A 17,795-nucleotide genomic window follows, 5' to 3' on the forward strand; every position below is an offset into this window, starting at 1 on the left:
GCCTGGGTGCGCTGGGAGATGCCGACGGCGAGGGTCTTCTCGTTGATGTTCAGCACGTCGCCGCCCTCGGTGTGGAACTGGCAGTCGCGGCGGAAGTACAGGGAGACGTCCTTGTAGTCGGGGTGGTACTTGAAGACGTACTTGCCGTACAGGGTCTCGCGGTTGCGGGTGACCGAGTACATGCGGTTGAGGTTGACGCCCTCGCCGACGACCGCGAACGGGTCGCGGGTGAAGTAGAGGTTGGGCATCGGGTCGATGATCAGGTCGGACTCGGACTCGGAGTTGACCAGGGAGTCGAGGGTCGTGGAGGCCGTGAGGGGCATCTCGATCTCGGCCTTGGTCATGCCGGCCATGGTCTTCTTGACGAACTCGAGGTTGTCCTCGATGGAGTCCAGCTTCTCGCGGACGATCTGCGGCATGTGCTTCCCGCGGATGCCGGCCTCGGCGATGTACTGGTCGGTGAACTCGTCGCGGGCGCCGGGGACCTGGTCGAACACCTCGGCGACGAGGTTCTCGAGGTAGAGCACCTCGACGCCCTGGTCCCTCAGGATCTGGGCGAAGGTGTCGTGCTCCTGCTGCGCGACCTCCAGGAACGGGACGTCGTCGAACAGGAGCCGCTCGAGCTCGTCGGGCGGCAGGTTGAGGAGCTCGTCGCCGGGACGGTGCAGGCAGACCTTCCTGAGCTTGCCGATCTCGGAAGGCACGTGCAGACCTTTCGTCATGGCCTCCTACCTTTCTTTCGGGCCCTTGTCAGGGCCAAATGTATCAGCGCCCCTCCGTATGGAGCGCTGCTTGCTGACAGCTCTAGTTATATCCAAATTTCAACCGCAATTCCACCTCGCCCCCGAACGGTCAACAAAGTACGATGAACGGTATATCGCATATGATTTCCCATGATGCACTTCAGTTTCGTAAAGCAGATTTTCCTAGGTAAACGTTATTTTTCTAGGAAATCAAGATTGAACACTCAAAGTTATCCATGATTCAAAATTGCATAGCGAAAACGGTTTTCTGCATATAAATGACGCTTGTCCTCGATTCGACCTAAATTCGATTATATTCAGCTTGCTATCATTCTTATTCATACATTCTCACCAGTTGAGTGAGGATATAGATCGCTTGCTCAAAGCACCGGACGTTAGTGCTTCGGATCGTCAGCGTAATAAGTAGGTAAAGATACCGTTCGCGCGATACGTCCGCGCCATAGGTCGACTAAATTGAGACAATAGCAAACAGTGTTAGGCTACCGTCCCTTTGGGGACTGAACGGACAGATGCATATGCCGAGCAAAATCGAAAAGAAGCAGAATGCCGCCAAGCTGCGCAAGAAACCGCGCGATTTCTCGTATACGCAAAATCGAGAGCTTAGCTGGCTGCGCTTTGATAACCGCGTACTCGACGAAGCCTTCGATGAGTCTGTGCCACTGTTCGAGCGCCTTAAGTTCGTCTCGATCTTCGAGTCAAACCTCGACGAGTTTCTCATGGTGCGCGTGGGCGGCTTGTCCGATCTGGCAGAGCTCAAAAAACAGCCCGTCGACAACAAGAGCAATATGACCGCCTCCGAACAGGTCGATGCTGTCATGGCAGAGCTGCCCGGGCTCCTTACCCGCTGGGAGTCGATCTTTAAGAGCATCGAAGACAAGCTCGACACTCTGGGCGTTCACCGCGCCCGCATCGATTCGCTTACGCCCGAGGAACATACCTTTGTAACCCGCTACTTCCAGGCCTACGTATCACCGGTCATCTCGCCGCTGGTCATCGATCCGCGCCATCCCTTCCCCAACCTGCGCAACGGCGCGCTCTATCTGGCTTGTGGCCTGGACGGCATCACCGACGAGGAGAGCCTGCTGGGCCTTATCGAGATTCCCGCCTCGATGAACCGCGTGGTCGAAATCCCCTCGCCCACCGGCACCAACTCCTACATTCTGCTCGAGGACGTCATCCTCGCCTGCCTGGACAGCTGCTTCGGCTCCTATAAGCCGCTCGACCGCGCGCTCATCCGCGTCACCCGCAACGCCGACATCGATCCGGACGGCGAGGGCGTCGAGGAGGAAGAGGATTACCGCCAGCACATGAAGCGCATCCTCAAGAAGCGCCTGCGCCTGCAGCCGGTGGTGCTCGCCGTATCGGGCTCGCTCGAAAAGCCGACGCTCAAGACCATCCGCAAAGCGCTCGAGCTTTCACGCCGCTCGGTTTTTACCTGCGATATCCCGCTCAACCTGGGCTATGTCTTTGGCATCGAGGGCAAAATACCCGAGCATCTACGCAACGAGTTGCTCTTTACGCCGTTTAGGCCACAGCCCAACCCCACCATCGATATGACCCGCTCCATCCGCGATCAGGTGCTGCAGCACGACAAGCTGCTCTTTTACCCGTACGAGACCATGAATCCGTTCTTGGACCTGGTGCACGAAGCAGCCTACGACCCCGAGTGCATCTCGCTTCGCATCACGCTCTACCGCGTGGCCAAACAAAGCCGCCTGTGCGAGTCGCTCATCGATGCTGCCGAAAACGGCAAAGAGGTTACCGTGCTCATGGAGCTCCGCGCCCGCTTTGACGAGCAAAACAACATCGAATGGGCCGAGCGGCTGGAAGAGGCCGGCTGCACCGTTATCTACGGCTCCGAGGGCTTTAAATGCCATTCCAAGATCTGCCAGCTCACCTATCGCGAGGGCATGGCGCTTACCCGTCTGACGCTTTTGGGTACCGGCAACTTTAACGAGAAGACGGCCAAGCTCTACAGCGACTTTATGCTCATGACCGCGCATCCCGGCATCGGCGAGGACGCTAACCTGTTCTTCCGCAACCTGTCGCTGGGCAACCTGCGCGGCGACTACCGCTTCCTGGGCGTGGCGCCCGTGGGCCTCAAGCCGCTCATCATGCGCGGCCTGGACCGCGAGATTCAGCGTGCCCTTGTCGGCGAGCCCGCCCGCGTGTTCTTTAAGCTCAACTCGCTTACCGACCGCGAGGTCATCGACAAGATCGCCGAGGCATCGTGTGCCGGTGTGCGCGTGGACATGATCATCCGCGGTATCTCGTGCCTCAAGCCCGGTGTTCCGGGCAAGACCGAGAACGTGCACGTGCGCTCCATCGTCGGACGCTTTTTGGAGCATGCGCGCGTCTATGCCTTTGGCGTGGACTCGGATATGATCTACCTGAGCTCGGCAGACATGATGACGCGCAACACCGAGCACCGCGTGGAGATCGCCTTCCCCGTGCTCGACCCCACCTGCCGCGCCCAGGTGCACGAGTACATGGGCATGCAGCTGCGCGACAACGTGAAGGCACGCAGTCTGACGAGTGACGGCACCTGGATTCCCGTGGAGCGCAAAGAAGGCGAGAAGCCCTTCAACTCGCAGGAAGCTCTGCTGGAGCGTGCCTATCGCAACGCCGAGGCCGTCGCCAAGGCAGAACCTACGCTCGCATCCAAGCCTGAGCCCGAACCGCAGCCGGCCGCACCCGAGGTCCAGAAGGTTCAGGCAACCGTCATAGAGCCTGAGTCCGAGCCTGCTCCTCGGCCCCAACCGCAGACGGCCAACCCCGCGTCCGAGAAGGGCGCCCGCCGCGAGAAGCCCGCTGGCAAGGCCAAGACCATCGAGCGTCATCGCCCCGGTCGCGTGCGCATGGGACTGGGCCTGATCGGCCTAGGCCTTAAGACGCTCATTACCGGCAAGACGAAATAGACGTTTGTAGAAGCGCCCCGTATTTGAGGAATACCCCAGATACGGGGCGCTTTTCCCTGCTACCATGGTTGCGAACAATACCGCGAATGACAGGCAGGAACATGAAGCTCACCATAGAATCGATGACCTACGGCGCCGACGGACTGGCGCACGCCGACAACGGCAAGGCCGTCTTTGTGCAGGGCGCCGTGGCAGGCGACACCGTCGAGGCCGAGATCGTGCAGGACGGCAAGTCGTTTATGCGCGCCCGCACGACCGAGATTCTGGAGCCGGGCCCCGATCGCATTCAGCCCCCCTGCCCCTTCGTGGGCGTCTGCGGCGGTTGTTCGTGGGGCAATCTCTCGCGCACCGCGCAGCTTGCCGCCAAAGAGCAAAACCTGCGCTCCACGCTCGAGCGCATTGGCAAGTTCGCCCCCGAGCAGGTCAACGATCTTGTCCAGCCCATCCGCCACACCAAGGACGACTGGGGCTACCGCAACAAGATTGAGCTGGAGCCCACCCTCGTTAACGGCCGCGTTCGCCTTGGCATGCACGGCGTCGATCCCAGCAAGATCGTCACCGTAGATTCGTGCCCGCTGTTCGATAAGCGTTTTCCCAAGGCGCTCAAATCGGTCGTCGGCGCGCTCAACTATCTGAGCGGCAGTCACGATCTGGGTCTGGAGCGCGTGGGCATTCGCGCTTCGCGTCGCACCAAGGCACTCGAGGTCGCACTTTGGACGCCCACGGGCTCCTTCCCGCGCTCGCAGGTCTCGCGCGTGTTGGCAGACGCCGCTCGCCCCACGAGCGTAGTGCGCGTCATGAGCAAGGGAGAGAAGAAGGCCCGCCGCATCTCCAAGGTGGAGATGCTCGCCGGCGAGGGCTCTTGGACCGAGAACATCGCCGACGGCCAGATGCGCCTTTCGGCCCCATCGTTTTTCCAGGTCAACACCAAGGGCGCCGAGATTTTGATCGAGCTTGTCATGGAGGCGCTCGACCCGCAAGAAGATGAGCTTGCCATGGACCTGTACTGCGGCGCCGGCACCTTTACCCTACCGCTCGCCCGCCGCTGTGATTTTGTTGCCGCCGTCGAGGCCTACGGCCCGGCCGTGCGCGACCTGCGCCGCAACCTCGAGATCAACAAGCTCGATAACGTCGATGTCATCGGCGGCGATGCCGTGCGCGAGTTCCCCGACCAGGATGCCGATGTCCTGGTGGTCGACCCGCCGCGTGCAGGTCTGGCACCCGAGGCAATCGACCTCATCGCCAGCACGAGCGCCCGCGACGTGGCCTACGTGAGCTGTGATCCGGCGACTTTGGCACGCGATCTTAAGTGCTTTGTCGAGGAAGGCACCTTCTCCCCCGTCAAGATCACGCCGGTCGACCTGTTCCCGCAAACCTTCCACTGCGAAACCGTCGTCCATCTCAAGCGCAACTAGGCTGTTTGCCCAAGACCACACCCGATGATTTTTCTGGGACGGGGATAAAAAAATTTGTTCCGAATGATTATTTAATCCCCGCCCCCTTTTAAACATTGGGAAATCGAGCGTGGCAAGCATAGGTCTTCGGGGTATAAGACGGCTAATTGTATGCCGCCTTACGAAAGGAACTCTCATGCCCAGCGTTGCCGTTCTCGCCGCCGATGGTTTTGAAACTATTGAATGCCTGACCATGGTCGACGTCATGCGTCGCGGCGGCGTGCGCGCCACGCTCGTCTCGATCATGCCCACACGCGAGGTCGTGAGCTCACTGCAGATTCCCGTGACCTGCGATGCGCTCTTTGACGAAATCAACTTTGAGGAGTACGACTGCGTTGTGCTGCCTGGCGGCCTGCCCGGAGCCACCAACTTGCGCGCCGACCAGCGTGTCTGCGATGTAGTCTGCGAGTTCGCCGCAACCAAGCACGTTGCCGCCATCTGCGCCGCCCCGTTTATCCTGGGCGAGCTTGGTCTGCTCGAGGGACGCCGAGCCACGTGCTTCCCCGGCTTTGAGAAGAGCTTCCCCGAGGGTGCTTATACCGGCGAGAAGGTCACGCAAGACGGCAACATCATCACTGCCAGCGGCATGGCACAGTCACTTCCCTTTGCCTTGGAGCTGCTGCGCACACTCGCCGGCGACAAGGCCGTCGAGAAGGTTGCCGAGGGCATCCAGCTATGATTTTGGCTTCGCAATCGCCGCGCCGCATAGAGCTGATGCGCGAGGCGGGCTATGACGTTCGCGTAATTCCCGCAGATATCGACGAAACACCTTTTGATGGCGAAGCTCCGCTTACGCTTGTCGAACGTTTGGCACGCGCCAAAGCCGCTGCCGTTGCCTCCGAGCACGCCGAACCCAACGAACTGACTGTCGCAGCCGATACCATTGTCACCTTTGACGGGCAAATTTTGGGCAAGCCGGCAGACGAAGACGAGGCACGCACCATGCTCCGCGAGCTTTCGGGCCGCACGCACCAGGTGGCAACCGGCGTCTGTATCGTTAAAGCCGGCGACGCTGCAGCTCCGCATGCCGCCGAAAGTCTGTCGTTTGTCGATGTGACCGACGTGACGTTCTATGAGCTTACCGAGGAGCAGATCGGGCACTATGTTGCCTCCGGCGAACCCATGGACAAGGCCGGAGCCTACGGTATCCAGGGCACAGGCGGCCGCATGCTCGTGCATGACATTTCGGGCGACTTCTACAACGTGGTGGGCTTACCCATCGCTCGCGTCGCACGCGCGATTCAAAAACTCTCGTAATTGCATCTGGCGCTGGGTATCCCCCGGCGCCTACAATTTTGCCGTACCGCACGGATCCCGACCGAGCATAAGGCCCGGCGGAAAACCGATAGGAGAAAACATGGACACCCTGCTCGAAGCCATTGACGTTTGCGATGTCGATGGCTTTTGCTTTGGCAACTATACAGACGAGGAGGCCGGCACCGGTTGCACCGTAATCGTGGCGCCCGAGGGTGCCACCGGCGGCGTTGACGTGCGTGGTGGCGCTCCCGCTTCGCGCGAGACCGATCTGCTGCGTCCCGAGAACACCGTCGATAAGGTCCACGCCGTCTGCCTTTCGGGCGGTTCAGCCTTTGGTCTCGAAGCGGCAAGCGGCGTGGCCCGCGAACTCGAGAGCCGCGGCATCGGCCTGCCCGTCGGCCCCACGCAGGTGCCCATCGTGTGTTCCAGCTGCATCTTCGACCTCGCCTTTGGCGATCCCACCGTGCGTCCCGACATTGAGGCCGGTATCGCCGCCGTGCGCGAGGCGCTCGACCATACCCCCACCACACTCGATCAGGGCAATGTAGGTGCCGGCACCGGCGCCACCGTAGGCAAGCTCATGGGGCCCGCCACCTGCATGAAGGCTGGCCTTGGAGCTGCTGCCGTGGCACTCGGCACCGTCAAGGTGGGCGCCGTGGTCTCGGTCAACGCCTGTGGCAACGTGGTCGACCCGACCACCGGCGAGTGGGTGGCCGGCATGCGCGCCGCAGCCGATAGCGACCAGATCGTCGACATGGAGCTCGCCGCCCTTGCCGCCGCCGGCTCTATGAAAATGCCACTCGACCGCACCAACACCACCATCAGCTGCATCGTCACCAACGTGGAGCTCACTAAGGCACAGGCCACCAAGGTCTCCCAGATGGCCGCAGACGCCTATGCACACGCCATCCGCCCCACACACACCACCAACGACGGCGACACCATCTACACCCTTGCCAGCGGCAAGCTGGGCAGCCAGGCAAGCGCCGCCGTTCCCCTAGACCTGCTGGGCATGCTCGCCGTAAGGGCCCTGGAAACCGCCATCGTAAACGGAGCCAAAACCGCCAAAACATCCCACGGCATCCCCGGCGTTGCGAAGTAATCCACTCGACCGTCGGTCGGAGACGGGCGGGCGTTACGTTTGCTGCTCTACAGTCCTATGCAAGACGAAGGCCACATTAAGTGGCCTTCTTTGCATGCGGAACTCGCGACAAACGTAACGCCCGCCCGTCTCCGACCGACTACCAACTAAGACCTTTTCAGCCCAGGCCCCTGTGTACCGCGCGTCGAAGATCTTCAAATTCAGCTTGCTGACATAAAGCGAGACATAGCAGAGGGCCCCTGGTCCTTAACTTGATACGAGTTCCGCACGCAAAGGAGGCGCCAGTGGCGCCTCCGTCTTGCGCAGGACTGTTCGAAGTAGCAAGTTAAGGACCAGGGGCCCCCGTTACCCGAGCGTTTATGCACTAGTTGAATTTGAAGATCTTTGAGGCAAGACGGTATAGGCCGAGTGTGGTTTTGTCTCCAGCCCGCCCGTGCAGGTTGGTAAAGAAGCCGACCACACCGTAGCGTGCACGACGATACATACGCTCGTCGTAGGCCTTCAAATCACTCCACAATGTCGTCAGGCGCTCGTCGGCGCAATCCTCATCGGAAAGTTTGGTAAGCACCGAACAAATTGCCATCATCATGGTGAAATAGCCCATCATGTACGCGCGCAGACGCGACGACTCGACATCGCTATACAGATGGAACGACTCCATCATAATGCGCGTCACGCGAAACTGCTGGTCCAGACGTTTGACCATCGTGGCCTCGTTGACGCTCTGGCCCTCGCGACCGATAAAGTAACGATAGAGGTCGATGTCGGCGTAGTACATGGTCTTGCAGCGCGGCAGCGGCACATAGGCGTAGATATTGTCGACATAGAACGTGTGCGGCGGCATAGGCAGATTGGACGCGCGCAGCACATCCGTGCGATAACACAGGCTGTGCATGAGCAAATTCTGGTCCAGACGGAAATGGCCAATCTGGTCCCAGGTAAAGATCTTTTTGCGCGGCAGGGCAAACTTGTAACCAATAGCGGTATGCGTACCTTCGTAAACCTTCTCGTACACATAGTTCGAGATAAACAGGTCGACGCGCTGGTCGCGCTCCTCAAAGCCACGCAGAATCGAAAGCATGGTCGAAAGCGCCGTACCGTCGAGCCAGTCGTCCGAGTCGACGACCTTGTAGTAGGTGCCCTGTGCCTCGCGCAGGCCCGAGAGGACGGCCATGCCGTGACCGCCGTTCTCCTGATGCACCGCGCGGATGATACCGGGGTAACGCGCCTCCCACTCATCGGCCTTAGCTGCCGTCTCGTCCTTGGAACCGTCATCGACGATGATGATCTCGATATCGGTGGCGTAATCGCTCCCCTCCAGAATGGAGGTGATGCAATGGTCCATGTCCTTGGCGGCGTTATACGAGGGAATACCGAATGATATGACTTTATGCATGGCAGGCGATAATCTCATCCGAAAGATCGAGGGCAGAGTTGGTCACGGCATCCATATCGTAGTAACGATACTCGGCCAGGCGACCCACCGGGTGGAAGTTCGTCAGGTTCTGGACGCGCTCAAGATAGCGCTCATAGAGCTCGCGGTTCTTGGGCTCCAGAATGGCGTAATAGGGCGTCTCGCCCGAGCCGGGCGTATAGGACTTGGAATACTCCTTCATGATGGTGGTCTTGCCGGGCAGGACCTGACCAGTCATGTTCTTGAACTCGGTGATGCGCGTGTAATCCTCGCTCGTGGTGTAGTTGACGGTGCCCACGGGCTGGAACTGGTCCATATCGAGCGTCTCGAACTTCATGTCGAGCGTACGGTACGGCAGAGCGCCCAAGTCGAGGTTGAACAGCTCGTCGAGCGGACCGGTGTAGACGATCTCGCCGCCATAGACCTTGCCGTCGATCTTAACGGTGGTCTCGTCAATCTCAAAGAGGTCGCGGGCGTCCACGTCGCAGAACACATCAATCAGATCGTGGTCGAGCATATGCTCGAACAACGCGGTATAGCCGTCCTGCGGCATGCCCTGGAAGGGAGCCTGCGGGAAATAGCGGTCATCGTCGCCCACAAAGACGGGAACGCGGCCGGTGATCGAGGGATCGATCTGGTCGGGCGTCTGGCCCCACTGCTTCATGGTGTAATGCAAAAAGACGTTCTCGTAGACGTAATCGGCGACCTCGGCAAGATCCGGGTCGTTCTTCTTGCGCAGCTCCATGATGGGCACCTTGACGTCCTTGCCAAAGGTCTCCACGAGCTTCTGATACAGCTCCTCGCCGCGCTCATCGCCAAAGGCGAGCTTGAGGCTCGCGTGATTAAAGGGCACGGGCATAAGGGTGCCGTTGATGTTGGCGAGCACCTTGTGCTGGTAGTCCGTCCACTTGGTAAAGCGCGACAGAAAATTGTGGACGCGCTCGTTAAAGGTATGGTAAATGTGCGGACCATACTCGTGGACCAGGATCCCGGCCTCATCAGAGCAGTCGTAAGCATTGCCCGCAATGTGGCCACGGCGCTCCAAAACGGCAACGCGATAGCCGATGGTCTCGGCAAGACGGCGGGCACAAACGGCACCGGCATACCCGGCACCGACGACAATCATGTCGTATGCGCCGGCGTTAAAGCCTTCAGGCAGGCCTGAGGTAATCTGCATCGATACTCCTTGTCAAAAGCCACGGGCTCGTTAGCTGGGCTTTTCTCGAACATTCTTCGAGACATATTTATCAGAGCGATTATAGCGCTAATGCGTCCTATAATGAGCTTGCCACACAAGGAAAGCTCAAGCACCCCGGCGTACATATTTGAAAGGTAAACCCGCTAGCAGCGGGTTTATTCGTGGACAGCCCGGTGCCTGGAGCTTAGCGAAACGCTTGTAAGGAGTAACATGAGCGATTTCCTAAACCGTATGAAGTCTGCCGCCAAGGCCGACCTTAAGACGATCGTCCTGCCCGAGGGCGAAGATCCGCGCACCATCATCGCAGCTACCAAGATCATCGAGGAGGGCTTGGCAAAGATCGTCATCTTGGGCAACCCCGACGAGATCAACGTTCCCGGCGCTACCGTCATCGACCCGCGCAATGCCGAGAAGCACGAGGAGTACGCGCAGAAGTTTGCCGAGCTCCGCGCCAAGAAGGGCGTCACCATCGAGCAGGCTCGCGCCCAGTTGATGGACGCCACCTACTTTGGCACCATGATGGTCAAGATGGGCGATGCCGATGGCCTGGTCTCCGGCGCCTGCCACTCCACCGCCGACACCCTGCGTCCCGCGCTGCAGATCCTCAAGACCGCCCCGGGCACCAAGCTGGTCTCGGCCTTCTTTGTGATGTGCACCGACACCCCGCAGTTCGGCACCGACGGCACGCTGATCTTCGCCGACTGCGGCCTCAACATCAACCCGTCCTCCGATGAGCTCTCCGAGATCGCCATCGCCTCCGCTCACTCCTGGTCCACCTTCATGGGCAACGTTGAGCCGCACGTGGCCATGCTCTCCTACTCCACCATGGGTTCCGCCGGCGGCGAGGTCGCCAAGAAGGTCCAGGAGGCTGTGAAGTTCTGCAGGGAGAAGGCTCCCGAGCTCGCCATCGATGGCGACCTGCAGCTCGACGCCGCCATCGTCCCCACCGTCGCCCAGCTCAAGGCTCCCGGCTCCTCCGTTGCCGGCAAGGCCAACGTGCTCGTGTTTCCCGACCTCGAGGCCGGCAACATCGGCTACAAGCTGGTCCAGCGCTTCGCCGGCGCCGACGCCTACGGCCCCATCCTGCAGGGCATCGCCAAGCCGGTTAACGACCTTTCGCGCGGCTGCTCTGCCGACGACATCGTGGGTGTCGTGGCCATCACCGCCGTCCAGGCTCAGATGGCCGAGTAGCGGACGCACTCGCCCGAAGGCCGTACGGGCTAACCCCTGAAAACGTCCTCGACCAATGAAACGCCCCCGTTCTGCTCCTCCGGAGCTACGAACGGGGGCGTTTCTGGTCTGCGGAATGTTTTCAGGGGTTAGCCCGTACGGCCTTCTACCGCAACGCAGCAATCAGGGCATCTGGAGTGGACGGCGGCTTGGCTACGAGCTGGGGCTAAGAATCCTGAACGGATGGGTGCCGTTGCTGGGGGGCAAACGATGCGGATATGGTCACTTTGGATTTGAAAGGCTGATAGGGCCTCGGCGGCCATTCTGCCGGAAAGCGTGTCCCGGTTTGAAGGCGGATTGTGGGATGTAGCTTCCACTTGGGGCTTGTTTGGGAAACTGTGGGACGGAATTTTGCTTTATTGTGGGTCGCACTTTCCGCAACGTGCCTCAACCGGAAAGCGTGTCCCAGAATTTGTGCTCGAAACGGGATGGAGTTTCCGCTGTCCTTCTGCTAGTAAAAAAGGCCTCCGGAGCTGTTGCTTCGGAGGCCTTTCGTTTAAATACAAATGCGCGCGTTAGTTGTTCTTGGTCAGACGCTCGACGTCGTGGGCGATCATGTATTCCTCGTCGGTGGGGATGACCATGACGGTGACGGCGGAACCGGCGGAGCTGATGACCTGCGGGCCGTTGCCCACGGCCTCGCGGTTCTTGTTGTTGTCGATGCGCACGCCCAGCCACTCAAAGCAGTCGCAGAAGGCCTTGCGGATCGACCAGTCGTTCTCGCCGATGCCGGCGGTAAAGGTGATGGTGTCCACGCCCGCCATGGATGCGATCATGGAACCGGCCTGCTGCATGGCCTTGTAGGCGAACATGTCGAAGGCGAGCAGGCAGCGCTCATCGCCCTCGGAGGCGCGCGTGCGGATGTCGCGGGCGTCGTTGGAGATACCCGAGATGGCAAGCAGACCAGACTGCTTGTTCATCATGTCATCGACTTCCTGATAGCTGTAGCCGCCCTCGCGCTGCAAGTAGCACACGGTAGCCGGGTCGATGGAGCCGCAGCGGGTTCCCATCATCAGGCCATCGAGCGGCGTGAGGCCCATCGTGGTGTCGCGGCACACGCCGTCCTCGATGGCGGCGAGCGAAGCGCCGTTGCCCAGATGGCACGAAAGCAGGCGGTGGCAGCGCGAGCCCAGGATCTCCTTGGCCATCATCCACTCGTAGCGGTGGCTCGTACCGTGGGCGCCGTACTTGCGCACGTGGTACTTGTCGCACACGTCCTTGGGCAGCGCGTAGGTGTAGGCGACCTCGGGCATGGTCATGTGGAACGAAGTGTCGAAGACGGCCACGTTGGGCAGCTCCGGATACTTCTCGCGGCAATATTCGATTGCCGCGGCCTCGCCGTAGTTGTGCAGCGGAGCAAGCGGTGCCACCTCAAGGATCTTGGCCATAACCTCGTCGTCGACGACTGCGGAATCATCGAAGTGCCAGCCGCCCTGAACGATACGATGCCCAATGCCATCAATCGTAAAGTCGGTCTTCTCGAGCTCCTCGAGCACACGAGCGATAGCAGAGCGATGATCGGGGAAAGGGACCTCCTCGGTCTGCTTGGCGCCACCGTTCTCGGAGTGGCCAAAGATGCCCATGTCCGATCCGATACGCTCGCAGTTGCCCTTGGCGAAAACCTTGCGGGTATCGGTATCCAAAAGCTGATATTTAAGGCTTGAACTGCCGGCGTTGACAACAAGTACGTTCATGAGACTCCTTTGCAGTGCAATACGGTCGACGCAGACCTCTTAAGGCGACCGCATTTTAATAAGAAGTTATCACATCTTGATAAATAGCTATCAGACATATCGCCCAACGAGCGCAAAAGAGGGGCTGAACGGCACTTGGTCGTCCAGCCCCTCCCCTCTTGCAATTACTTGCTGTTGACGATGCGCTCGACGTCGGAAGCGATCATGAACTCCTCATCCGTGGGGATGACGAAGATCTTGACCTTGGAATCCTTGGCGGACAGGCACCAAGCGCCGTCGCCGCGCAGGGCGTTGCGGGCATGGTCCATCTTGACGCCCATAAAGGCCAGACGATCGGCCACTCCGGCGCGGACAGCCGGAGCGTGCTCGCCGATGCCGGCGGTAAAGACCAGGGTGTCCATACCGCACATAGAAGTGGCCATCTCGGCGGCCTTGGCGGCAATCTTGTAGACGAACATATCGAAGGCGAGCTGGGCCTCGGGGTCGCCGGCAGCGGCGAGCTCCTCAACGTTGCGGCAGTCGTTGGTCTTGCCGCCGGTCACAGCCAAAAGGCCGGACTTCTTGTTCATCATCTCGTCGACCTCGTCGAAGGTGTAGCCGCCCTCGCGCTGCAGGTAGCACACGGTAGCAGGGTCGATGGAGCCGCAGCGGGTGCCCATCATGACACCGTCGAGCGGCGTCAAGCCCATGGTGGTGTCCATGCACTTGCCGTCCTCGATGGCGCACAGGGAAGCGCCGGAGCCGATATGGCACACGACGACCTTGCGAGCCTCGCCGTTGGTCATCTCGGCAACCTTCTTGGAGATGTAGCGGTAGCTGGTGCCGTGGGCGCCGTACTTACGGATGTGCAGCTTGTCGCAGACGTCCTTGGGCAGGGCGTAGGTCTTGGCGACCTCGGGCATATTGAAGTGGAAAGCAGTGTCGTAGACCGTGACGTTGGGCAGGTCGGGATACTGCTCGAGGCAGTACTCGATAACGTTGGCCTCGGGGTTGTTGTGCAGCGGGGCGAGCGGAGCGACCTCGCGGATCTTGGCGAGGACGTCCTCGTCGACGAGGGAGGAATCGCCGAAGTACCAACCGCCCTGAACGATACGGTGGCCGATGCCCTCGATCTTGACGCCGTTGGCCTCGAGGTCCTTCAGGACGACCTCGATGGCGACCTTGTGGTCGGGGAACTCGATGTTCTCGGTCACCTTCTTGGAACCGTTGGCAGCGTGGGTGAAGGTACCGCCGGTAAAGCAGACGCGCTCGCAGGAGCCCTTTGCGGACACCTTGTGGGACTTGGTATCGATGACCTGATACTTAAGGGTCGAAGATCCTGCGTTGACGACCAGAACGTTCATGTGTCTCCCTACTAACAGGCGGTGTGGCGCCGCCAGGTTACATACGCTTCAATAATAAACCCAAACGCCCTCGCGCTCGGGTTTATTGCGTTGATATATAAGTTATCGGTGCCTAAGCTTTCGCCTCATCCCACGGAAGAAGCGTCCTCAGATGAGGTTCTCGCCCAGGTTCTTGCCGCCGAGGACGTGCATGTGGAAGTGCATGACGGTCTGGCCGGCGTTGACGCCCTTGTTGGAAATGACGCGGAAACCGTCCTCCAGGCCCTTGGCCTTAGCGACCTCCTGGATAGCGTGAGCCATGGCGCCCATGGTCTCGGCCGGTACGTTGTCGGCGATGTCGCTGTAGTGCTTCTTGGGGATCACGAGCGTGTGGACCGGCGCCTGGGGATTGAGGTCGTCGAAGGCGATGACCTGATCGTCCTCGTAAACGACGGTCGAGGGGATCTCGTGGTTGGCAATTTTGCAGAAGATGCAATCACACATGGTTGGTTCCTTTCTCACAGACCAAGGTAGTCTTTTTGGGACGGGGCTTTTTTGACTACTTTTTCGCAAGCGCAGGCACCTGGCGAGCCGTCGCGCAAGGGTAGTCAAAAAAGCCCCGTCCCAAAAAGACTACCCCAAAGTAGGCTGCGAGGTGGTTAGAACGAGAGGTTATCGTCGGTGTTGGCGGCTTCGCCGTCGGCGAGCACGTCGTTGCCGTCGACGTCCTTAAGGAGCACCGAGACCTTCTGCTCGGCATCGGACAGGCGGGTGCGTAGGCTCTTGAGGAGCTCGACGCCGCGGGTATAGCTCTCGAGCGACTCCTCGAGCTCCATGTCGCCCGACTCCAGGCTGCGGATGATGAGCTCCAGCTCCTGCGAGGCCTGCTTGTACGTAAGCTGCTCGACCGGGGTCTTCTCTGCCATATCTGTTTCCTTTCCTAAAGGTTTATCGCTATGAAAGGCGGCCTACTCGACCGCGTTGACGGTTGCTGCCACGTTGCCGTCCGCCATGCGCACGCGAATAGCGTCGCCCGGCTTAAAGGTCTTGGCGCTCGTAGCCACACCGTCCTCGCTGTACGCGATGGAGTAACCGCGGGCAAGCACCTTGAGCGGCGACAAGGCATCGAGCGACGCAGCAGCTCGGCCCAGGTCGGACGCGGGCTTGCTGAGCATCGTGCGCCCCTGATGCTCCAGACGGGAGCTCGCAAGCGTGAGCGCATGGCGCTTGCCATCGAGCCCCGAGGTGCTTGCGATCAAGCGCTCGGGCAGGCGCTCAAAGTCGGAGCGGAAGGCCCCAACCGAACGCGTTACAGCGCCGGACAGGCGATCAGCCGTCAGGGCAAGCTCAGACTCGCGACGCTCGACCATAAATGTGGGGTCGTTGAGGCACGGACGGCGTGCGGCGGCATCGAGCGCATCGCCCAGACGGGCCGTATAGGTGTCCCAAGCGCGGCGACCACGCTGATCGAGCATTTCCAGATCGACCTGATCTGACCCGATCATCGATGCCATCGCGGCGCCCAGACGCTGATGGCGCGCCTCGAGCACATCTGCCAGCTCCGTCATAGCCGGCGCAACCGATTCGGCCGCCGCCGTGGGCGTGGAGGCGCGCCGGTCGCTCACCATGTCGCAGATCGAGGTATCGGGCTCATGGCCAATGCCGGTCACCACGGGCACAGGACAAGCCGCCACCGCGCGGGCAAGCTCCTCGTCATTAAAGGTCATGAGGTCCTCGAAGGAGCCGCCGCCGCGCACGAGCAATATGCAATCGGGCGCCGGCGTAATGGAAGCGGCGCGACGCAAACCCTCAATGAGCTCTGCCGGCGCTCCCTCGCCTTGAACTTTGGCACCCACGCAAACGAGCTCGACGAGCGGGTTGCGACGACGCAATGTGCGCTTGACGTCATCGATTACGGCACCCGAAAGTGAGGTGACGACCGCCACGCGTGAACAGAACACCGGGATGCGGCGCTTGCGCGCTTCGTCCATCAGGCCCTCGCGGCTCAGCTTTTCGGCCAGTTGCGCCACTTGTTGACGCAGCAGACCCTCCCCCGCCAGCGAAAACGAGCGGGCGACAAAACTCATGCGGCCCGTGGGCTTATAGAGATTGAAGCTACCCTTAAAGCTCACCTGCATGCCGTCGCGCAGATCGAACGTGCGCTTGAGATAGGCGCCCTTCCAAATGATGCAGTCAACGGCGGCCGAATCGTCCTTAATCTGGAAGTAGCAGTGGCCGCTTCGGGCATTGGGGCCACGGAAACCCGTGACCTCGCCCAAGACACTCAGCTGCGGAATAGCATCGAGTGCACCGGCGGCGATCTCCACCGCCTGGCTCACGCTGAGTTCCTTGCGCTCCTGATCGTCCGAGCCGTCAAACTCGGCGGAAACGGCATTGCCGGTTAGATTCCAGCCTGCCACGCAGCCTCCTTTCGTTATCGTGCACAAAGGCTCCAGCCCTGCGCAAATTCAAGTCCAACACATAGTACAGCGCCGCGGGGACACAAATCCCCGCGGCGCCTGTCAAGCCAATTTGTTATCGGTTGGAGTTTCTGTTGTAGCGAGCCATCAGGTAGAGCAGCTGAATGATCGAGGTGAGCGCTGCGGCAACATAGGTAAGCGCGGCTGCCGTCAGGACCTTCTTGGCACCGTTGACCTGCTTGGAACTCATGCCCGACCGCTCGATGTACGCCACGGCGCGGCGGCTGGCATCAATCTCGACCGGCAGCGTAACCAGCTGGAACAACACACTAAACGAGAAGAAGATCAGCGCGAGGGTCGTGAGTCCCGCGATGTTCATAAACAGGCCCATGAGTAGCACGATGGTCCAGGTGTTCTGGGTAAAGTTGACGACCGGGACCAGGGCAGTGCGCACCTTCATCATGGCATAGCCGCTTTGGCGCTGGGCGGCGTGGCCCGCCTCGTGGCAGGCGACGGCAACGCTTGCGACCGATCCACCCGAACGGTTGGCATCCGAGAGATACAGGTTGTTATCCTGCGGGTTGTAATGGTCGGTGAGCTCACCGGCGACGCCCTTGATACCCACGGCATTGCAACCGCTGGCGTCGAGCATGCGGCGCGCGACCGCAGCGCCCGTGTCGCCGTCCGAGCGAACCTTGGACCAGGTTTTATACGTCGAGTTGATATAGCTCTGCGCGGCAAGACCGAGCACCGTACAAACAAGGACGACCAGCAGGTACAGCGGGTCGATGCCAAAGCCATAACCATAGTAATAGGGCATGCGAATTCCTCCGAATCGAGTTACACGTTGGAGGCATTCTACCCACTCGCCCAGCCAACGAGACAGTATCGATGTTTTGGCAATGTCAGCGAAAACGGCCGAGAGCGAGCAAGGTGACGTGAAAGAGAAGCGACGCGTACTTTGGTACGCGAGCGACGATTGAACGTCAGATTGCCGCTCTCGACCGTTTGCAGCGTCGAGC

General features: G+C 60.2%; 15 protein-coding genes. 6 read left to right on the top strand and 9 right to left on the bottom strand.

From position 1 onward, the window contains the following. Window positions 1-722, bottom strand: a 722-nt coding sequence (locus FYJ40_RS05000; RefSeq protein ID WP_229770675.1) for an arginine deiminase family protein, incomplete at its 3' end; no start/stop codon positions are given. Window positions 723-1,273: 551 nt separating this feature from the next. Between FYJ40_RS05000 and ppk1 the strand changes: the two genes are divergently transcribed. The 5 genes from ppk1 (at window position 1,274) to FYJ40_RS05025 (ending at window position 7,495) form a co-directional block, all read left to right on the top strand. Next, entirely contained in the window at window positions 1,274-3,682 is a 2,409-nt protein-coding gene (gene ppk1 / locus FYJ40_RS05005) for a polyphosphate kinase 1 (protein WP_154517247.1), read from the top strand. A gap of 86 nt (window positions 3,683-3,768) precedes the next feature. After that, window positions 3,769-5,097, top strand: coding sequence for a 23S rRNA (uracil(1939)-C(5))-methyltransferase RlmD (gene rlmD, locus FYJ40_RS05010; RefSeq protein ID WP_154517250.1), 1,329 nt, complete (start codon window positions 3,769-3,771; stop codon window positions 5,095-5,097). Window positions 5,098-5,272: 175 nt separating this feature from the next. Next, window positions 5,273-5,815 carry a DJ-1 family glyoxalase III gene (locus FYJ40_RS05015; RefSeq protein ID WP_154517253.1) on the top strand — a complete coding sequence of 181 codons (543 nt, stop codon included), beginning with the start codon at window positions 5,273-5,275 and terminating at the stop codon, window positions 5,813-5,815. Then, on the top strand, window positions 5,812-6,393 hold the full coding sequence (locus tag FYJ40_RS05020; RefSeq protein WP_154517256.1) for a nucleoside triphosphate pyrophosphatase: 582 nt from the start codon (window positions 5,812-5,814) through the stop codon (window positions 6,391-6,393). Before FYJ40_RS05015 ends, FYJ40_RS05020 begins: the two co-directional genes overlap by 4 nt. Window positions 6,394-6,493: 100 nt before the next feature. Next, on the top strand, window positions 6,494-7,495 hold the full coding sequence (locus FYJ40_RS05025; RefSeq protein ID WP_154517259.1) for a P1 family peptidase: 1,002 nt from the start codon (window positions 6,494-6,496) through the stop codon (window positions 7,493-7,495). Between the two features lie 364 nt (window positions 7,496-7,859). Here FYJ40_RS05025 and FYJ40_RS05030 read toward each other — a convergent pair whose 3' ends face one another. Beyond that, entirely contained in the window at window positions 7,860-8,891 is a 1,032-nt protein-coding gene (locus FYJ40_RS05030) for a glycosyltransferase family A protein (RefSeq protein WP_154517262.1), read from the bottom strand. Further along, a complete protein-coding gene (gene glf, locus FYJ40_RS05035; protein WP_154517265.1) occupies window positions 8,884-10,086 on the bottom strand; it encodes a UDP-galactopyranose mutase in 1,203 nt (400 codons plus the stop codon). Before glf ends, FYJ40_RS05030 begins: the two co-directional genes overlap by 8 nt. A 231-nt stretch (window positions 10,087-10,317) precedes the next feature. Here glf and pta point away from each other — a divergent pair, with 231 nt between their 5' ends. Then, window positions 10,318-11,298 (top strand): phosphate acetyltransferase, encoded by a 981-nt coding sequence (gene pta, locus FYJ40_RS05040; RefSeq protein ID WP_154517268.1) that lies wholly within the window; start codon window positions 10,318-10,320, stop codon window positions 11,296-11,298. 554 nt (window positions 11,299-11,852) lie between these two features. Here the strand turns inward: pta and FYJ40_RS05045 are convergent. The 6 genes from FYJ40_RS05045 to FYJ40_RS05070 all read right to left on the bottom strand — a co-directional run bounded on the left by FYJ40_RS05045 (window position 11,853) and on the right by FYJ40_RS05070 (window position 17,593). Next, complete coding sequence (locus tag FYJ40_RS05045) at window positions 11,853-13,031, bottom strand: acetate/propionate family kinase (RefSeq protein ID WP_154517271.1); 1,179 nt, start codon at window positions 13,029-13,031, stop codon at window positions 11,853-11,855. A 164-nt stretch (window positions 13,032-13,195) separates the two neighbouring features. After that, the gene (locus tag FYJ40_RS05050) at window positions 13,196-14,374 is read right to left on the bottom strand and encodes an acetate/propionate family kinase (protein WP_154517274.1); all 1,179 of its coding nucleotides are present in this window, start codon (window positions 14,372-14,374) and stop codon (window positions 13,196-13,198) included. A gap of 147 nt (window positions 14,375-14,521) precedes the next feature. Continuing rightward, a complete protein-coding gene (locus FYJ40_RS05055) occupies window positions 14,522-14,857 on the bottom strand; it encodes a histidine triad nucleotide-binding protein (RefSeq protein ID WP_035137921.1) in 336 nt (111 codons plus the stop codon). A 155-nt stretch (window positions 14,858-15,012) separates the two neighbouring features. Then, window positions 15,013-15,279 (bottom strand): exodeoxyribonuclease VII small subunit, encoded by a 267-nt coding sequence (xseB, locus tag FYJ40_RS05060; protein ID WP_006234311.1) that lies wholly within the window; start codon window positions 15,277-15,279, stop codon window positions 15,013-15,015. Between the two features lie 42 nt (window positions 15,280-15,321). Next, window positions 15,322-16,773 (bottom strand): exodeoxyribonuclease VII large subunit, encoded by a 1,452-nt coding sequence (gene xseA, locus FYJ40_RS05065; RefSeq protein WP_370450632.1) that lies wholly within the window; start codon window positions 16,771-16,773, stop codon window positions 15,322-15,324. A 115-nt stretch (window positions 16,774-16,888) separates the two neighbouring features. Beyond that, window positions 16,889-17,593, bottom strand: a complete 705-nt coding sequence (locus tag FYJ40_RS05070; protein WP_154517280.1) for a zinc metallopeptidase — start codon at window positions 17,591-17,593, stop codon at window positions 16,889-16,891. Window positions 17,594-17,795: the final 202 nt, after the last annotated feature.

Source organism: Collinsella sp. WCA1-178-WT-3 (M1), assembly GCF_009696325.1.
GTDB lineage: Bacteria > Actinomycetota > Coriobacteriia > Coriobacteriales > Coriobacteriaceae > Collinsella.

Bases quoted from the DNA above. Each gene is read 5' to 3' on its own strand.
- ppk1 (WP_154517247.1), top strand. From the start codon at position 1,274: ATGCATATGCCGAGCAAAATCGAAAAGAAGCAGAATGCCGCCAAGCTG.
- rlmD (WP_154517250.1), top strand. From the start codon at position 3,769: ATGACAGGCAGGAACATGAAGCTCACCATAGAATCGATGACCTACGGC.
- FYJ40_RS05015 (WP_154517253.1), top strand. From the start codon at position 5,273: ATGCCCAGCGTTGCCGTTCTCGCCGCCGATGGTTTTGAAACTATTGAA.
- FYJ40_RS05020 (WP_154517256.1), top strand. From the start codon at position 5,812: ATGATTTTGGCTTCGCAATCGCCGCGCCGCATAGAGCTGATGCGCGAG.
- FYJ40_RS05025 (WP_154517259.1), top strand. From the start codon at position 6,494: ATGGACACCCTGCTCGAAGCCATTGACGTTTGCGATGTCGATGGCTTT.
- FYJ40_RS05030 (WP_154517262.1), bottom strand. From the start codon at position 8,891: ATGCATAAAGTCATATCATTCGGTATTCCCTCGTATAACGCCGCCAAG.
- glf (WP_154517265.1), bottom strand. From the start codon at position 10,086: ATGCAGATTACCTCAGGCCTGCCTGAAGGCTTTAACGCCGGCGCATAC.
- pta (WP_154517268.1), top strand. From the start codon at position 10,318: ATGAGCGATTTCCTAAACCGTATGAAGTCTGCCGCCAAGGCCGACCTT.
- FYJ40_RS05045 (WP_154517271.1), bottom strand. From the start codon at position 13,031: ATGAACGTACTTGTTGTCAACGCCGGCAGTTCAAGCCTTAAATATCAG.
- FYJ40_RS05050 (WP_154517274.1), bottom strand. From the start codon at position 14,374: ATGAACGTTCTGGTCGTCAACGCAGGATCTTCGACCCTTAAGTATCAG.
- FYJ40_RS05055 (WP_035137921.1), bottom strand. From the start codon at position 14,857: ATGTGTGATTGCATCTTCTGCAAAATTGCCAACCACGAGATCCCCTCG.
- xseB (WP_006234311.1), bottom strand. From the start codon at position 15,279: ATGGCAGAGAAGACCCCGGTCGAGCAGCTTACGTACAAGCAGGCCTCG.
- FYJ40_RS05070 (WP_154517280.1), bottom strand. From the start codon at position 17,593: ATGCCCTATTACTATGGTTATGGCTTTGGCATCGACCCGCTGTACCTG.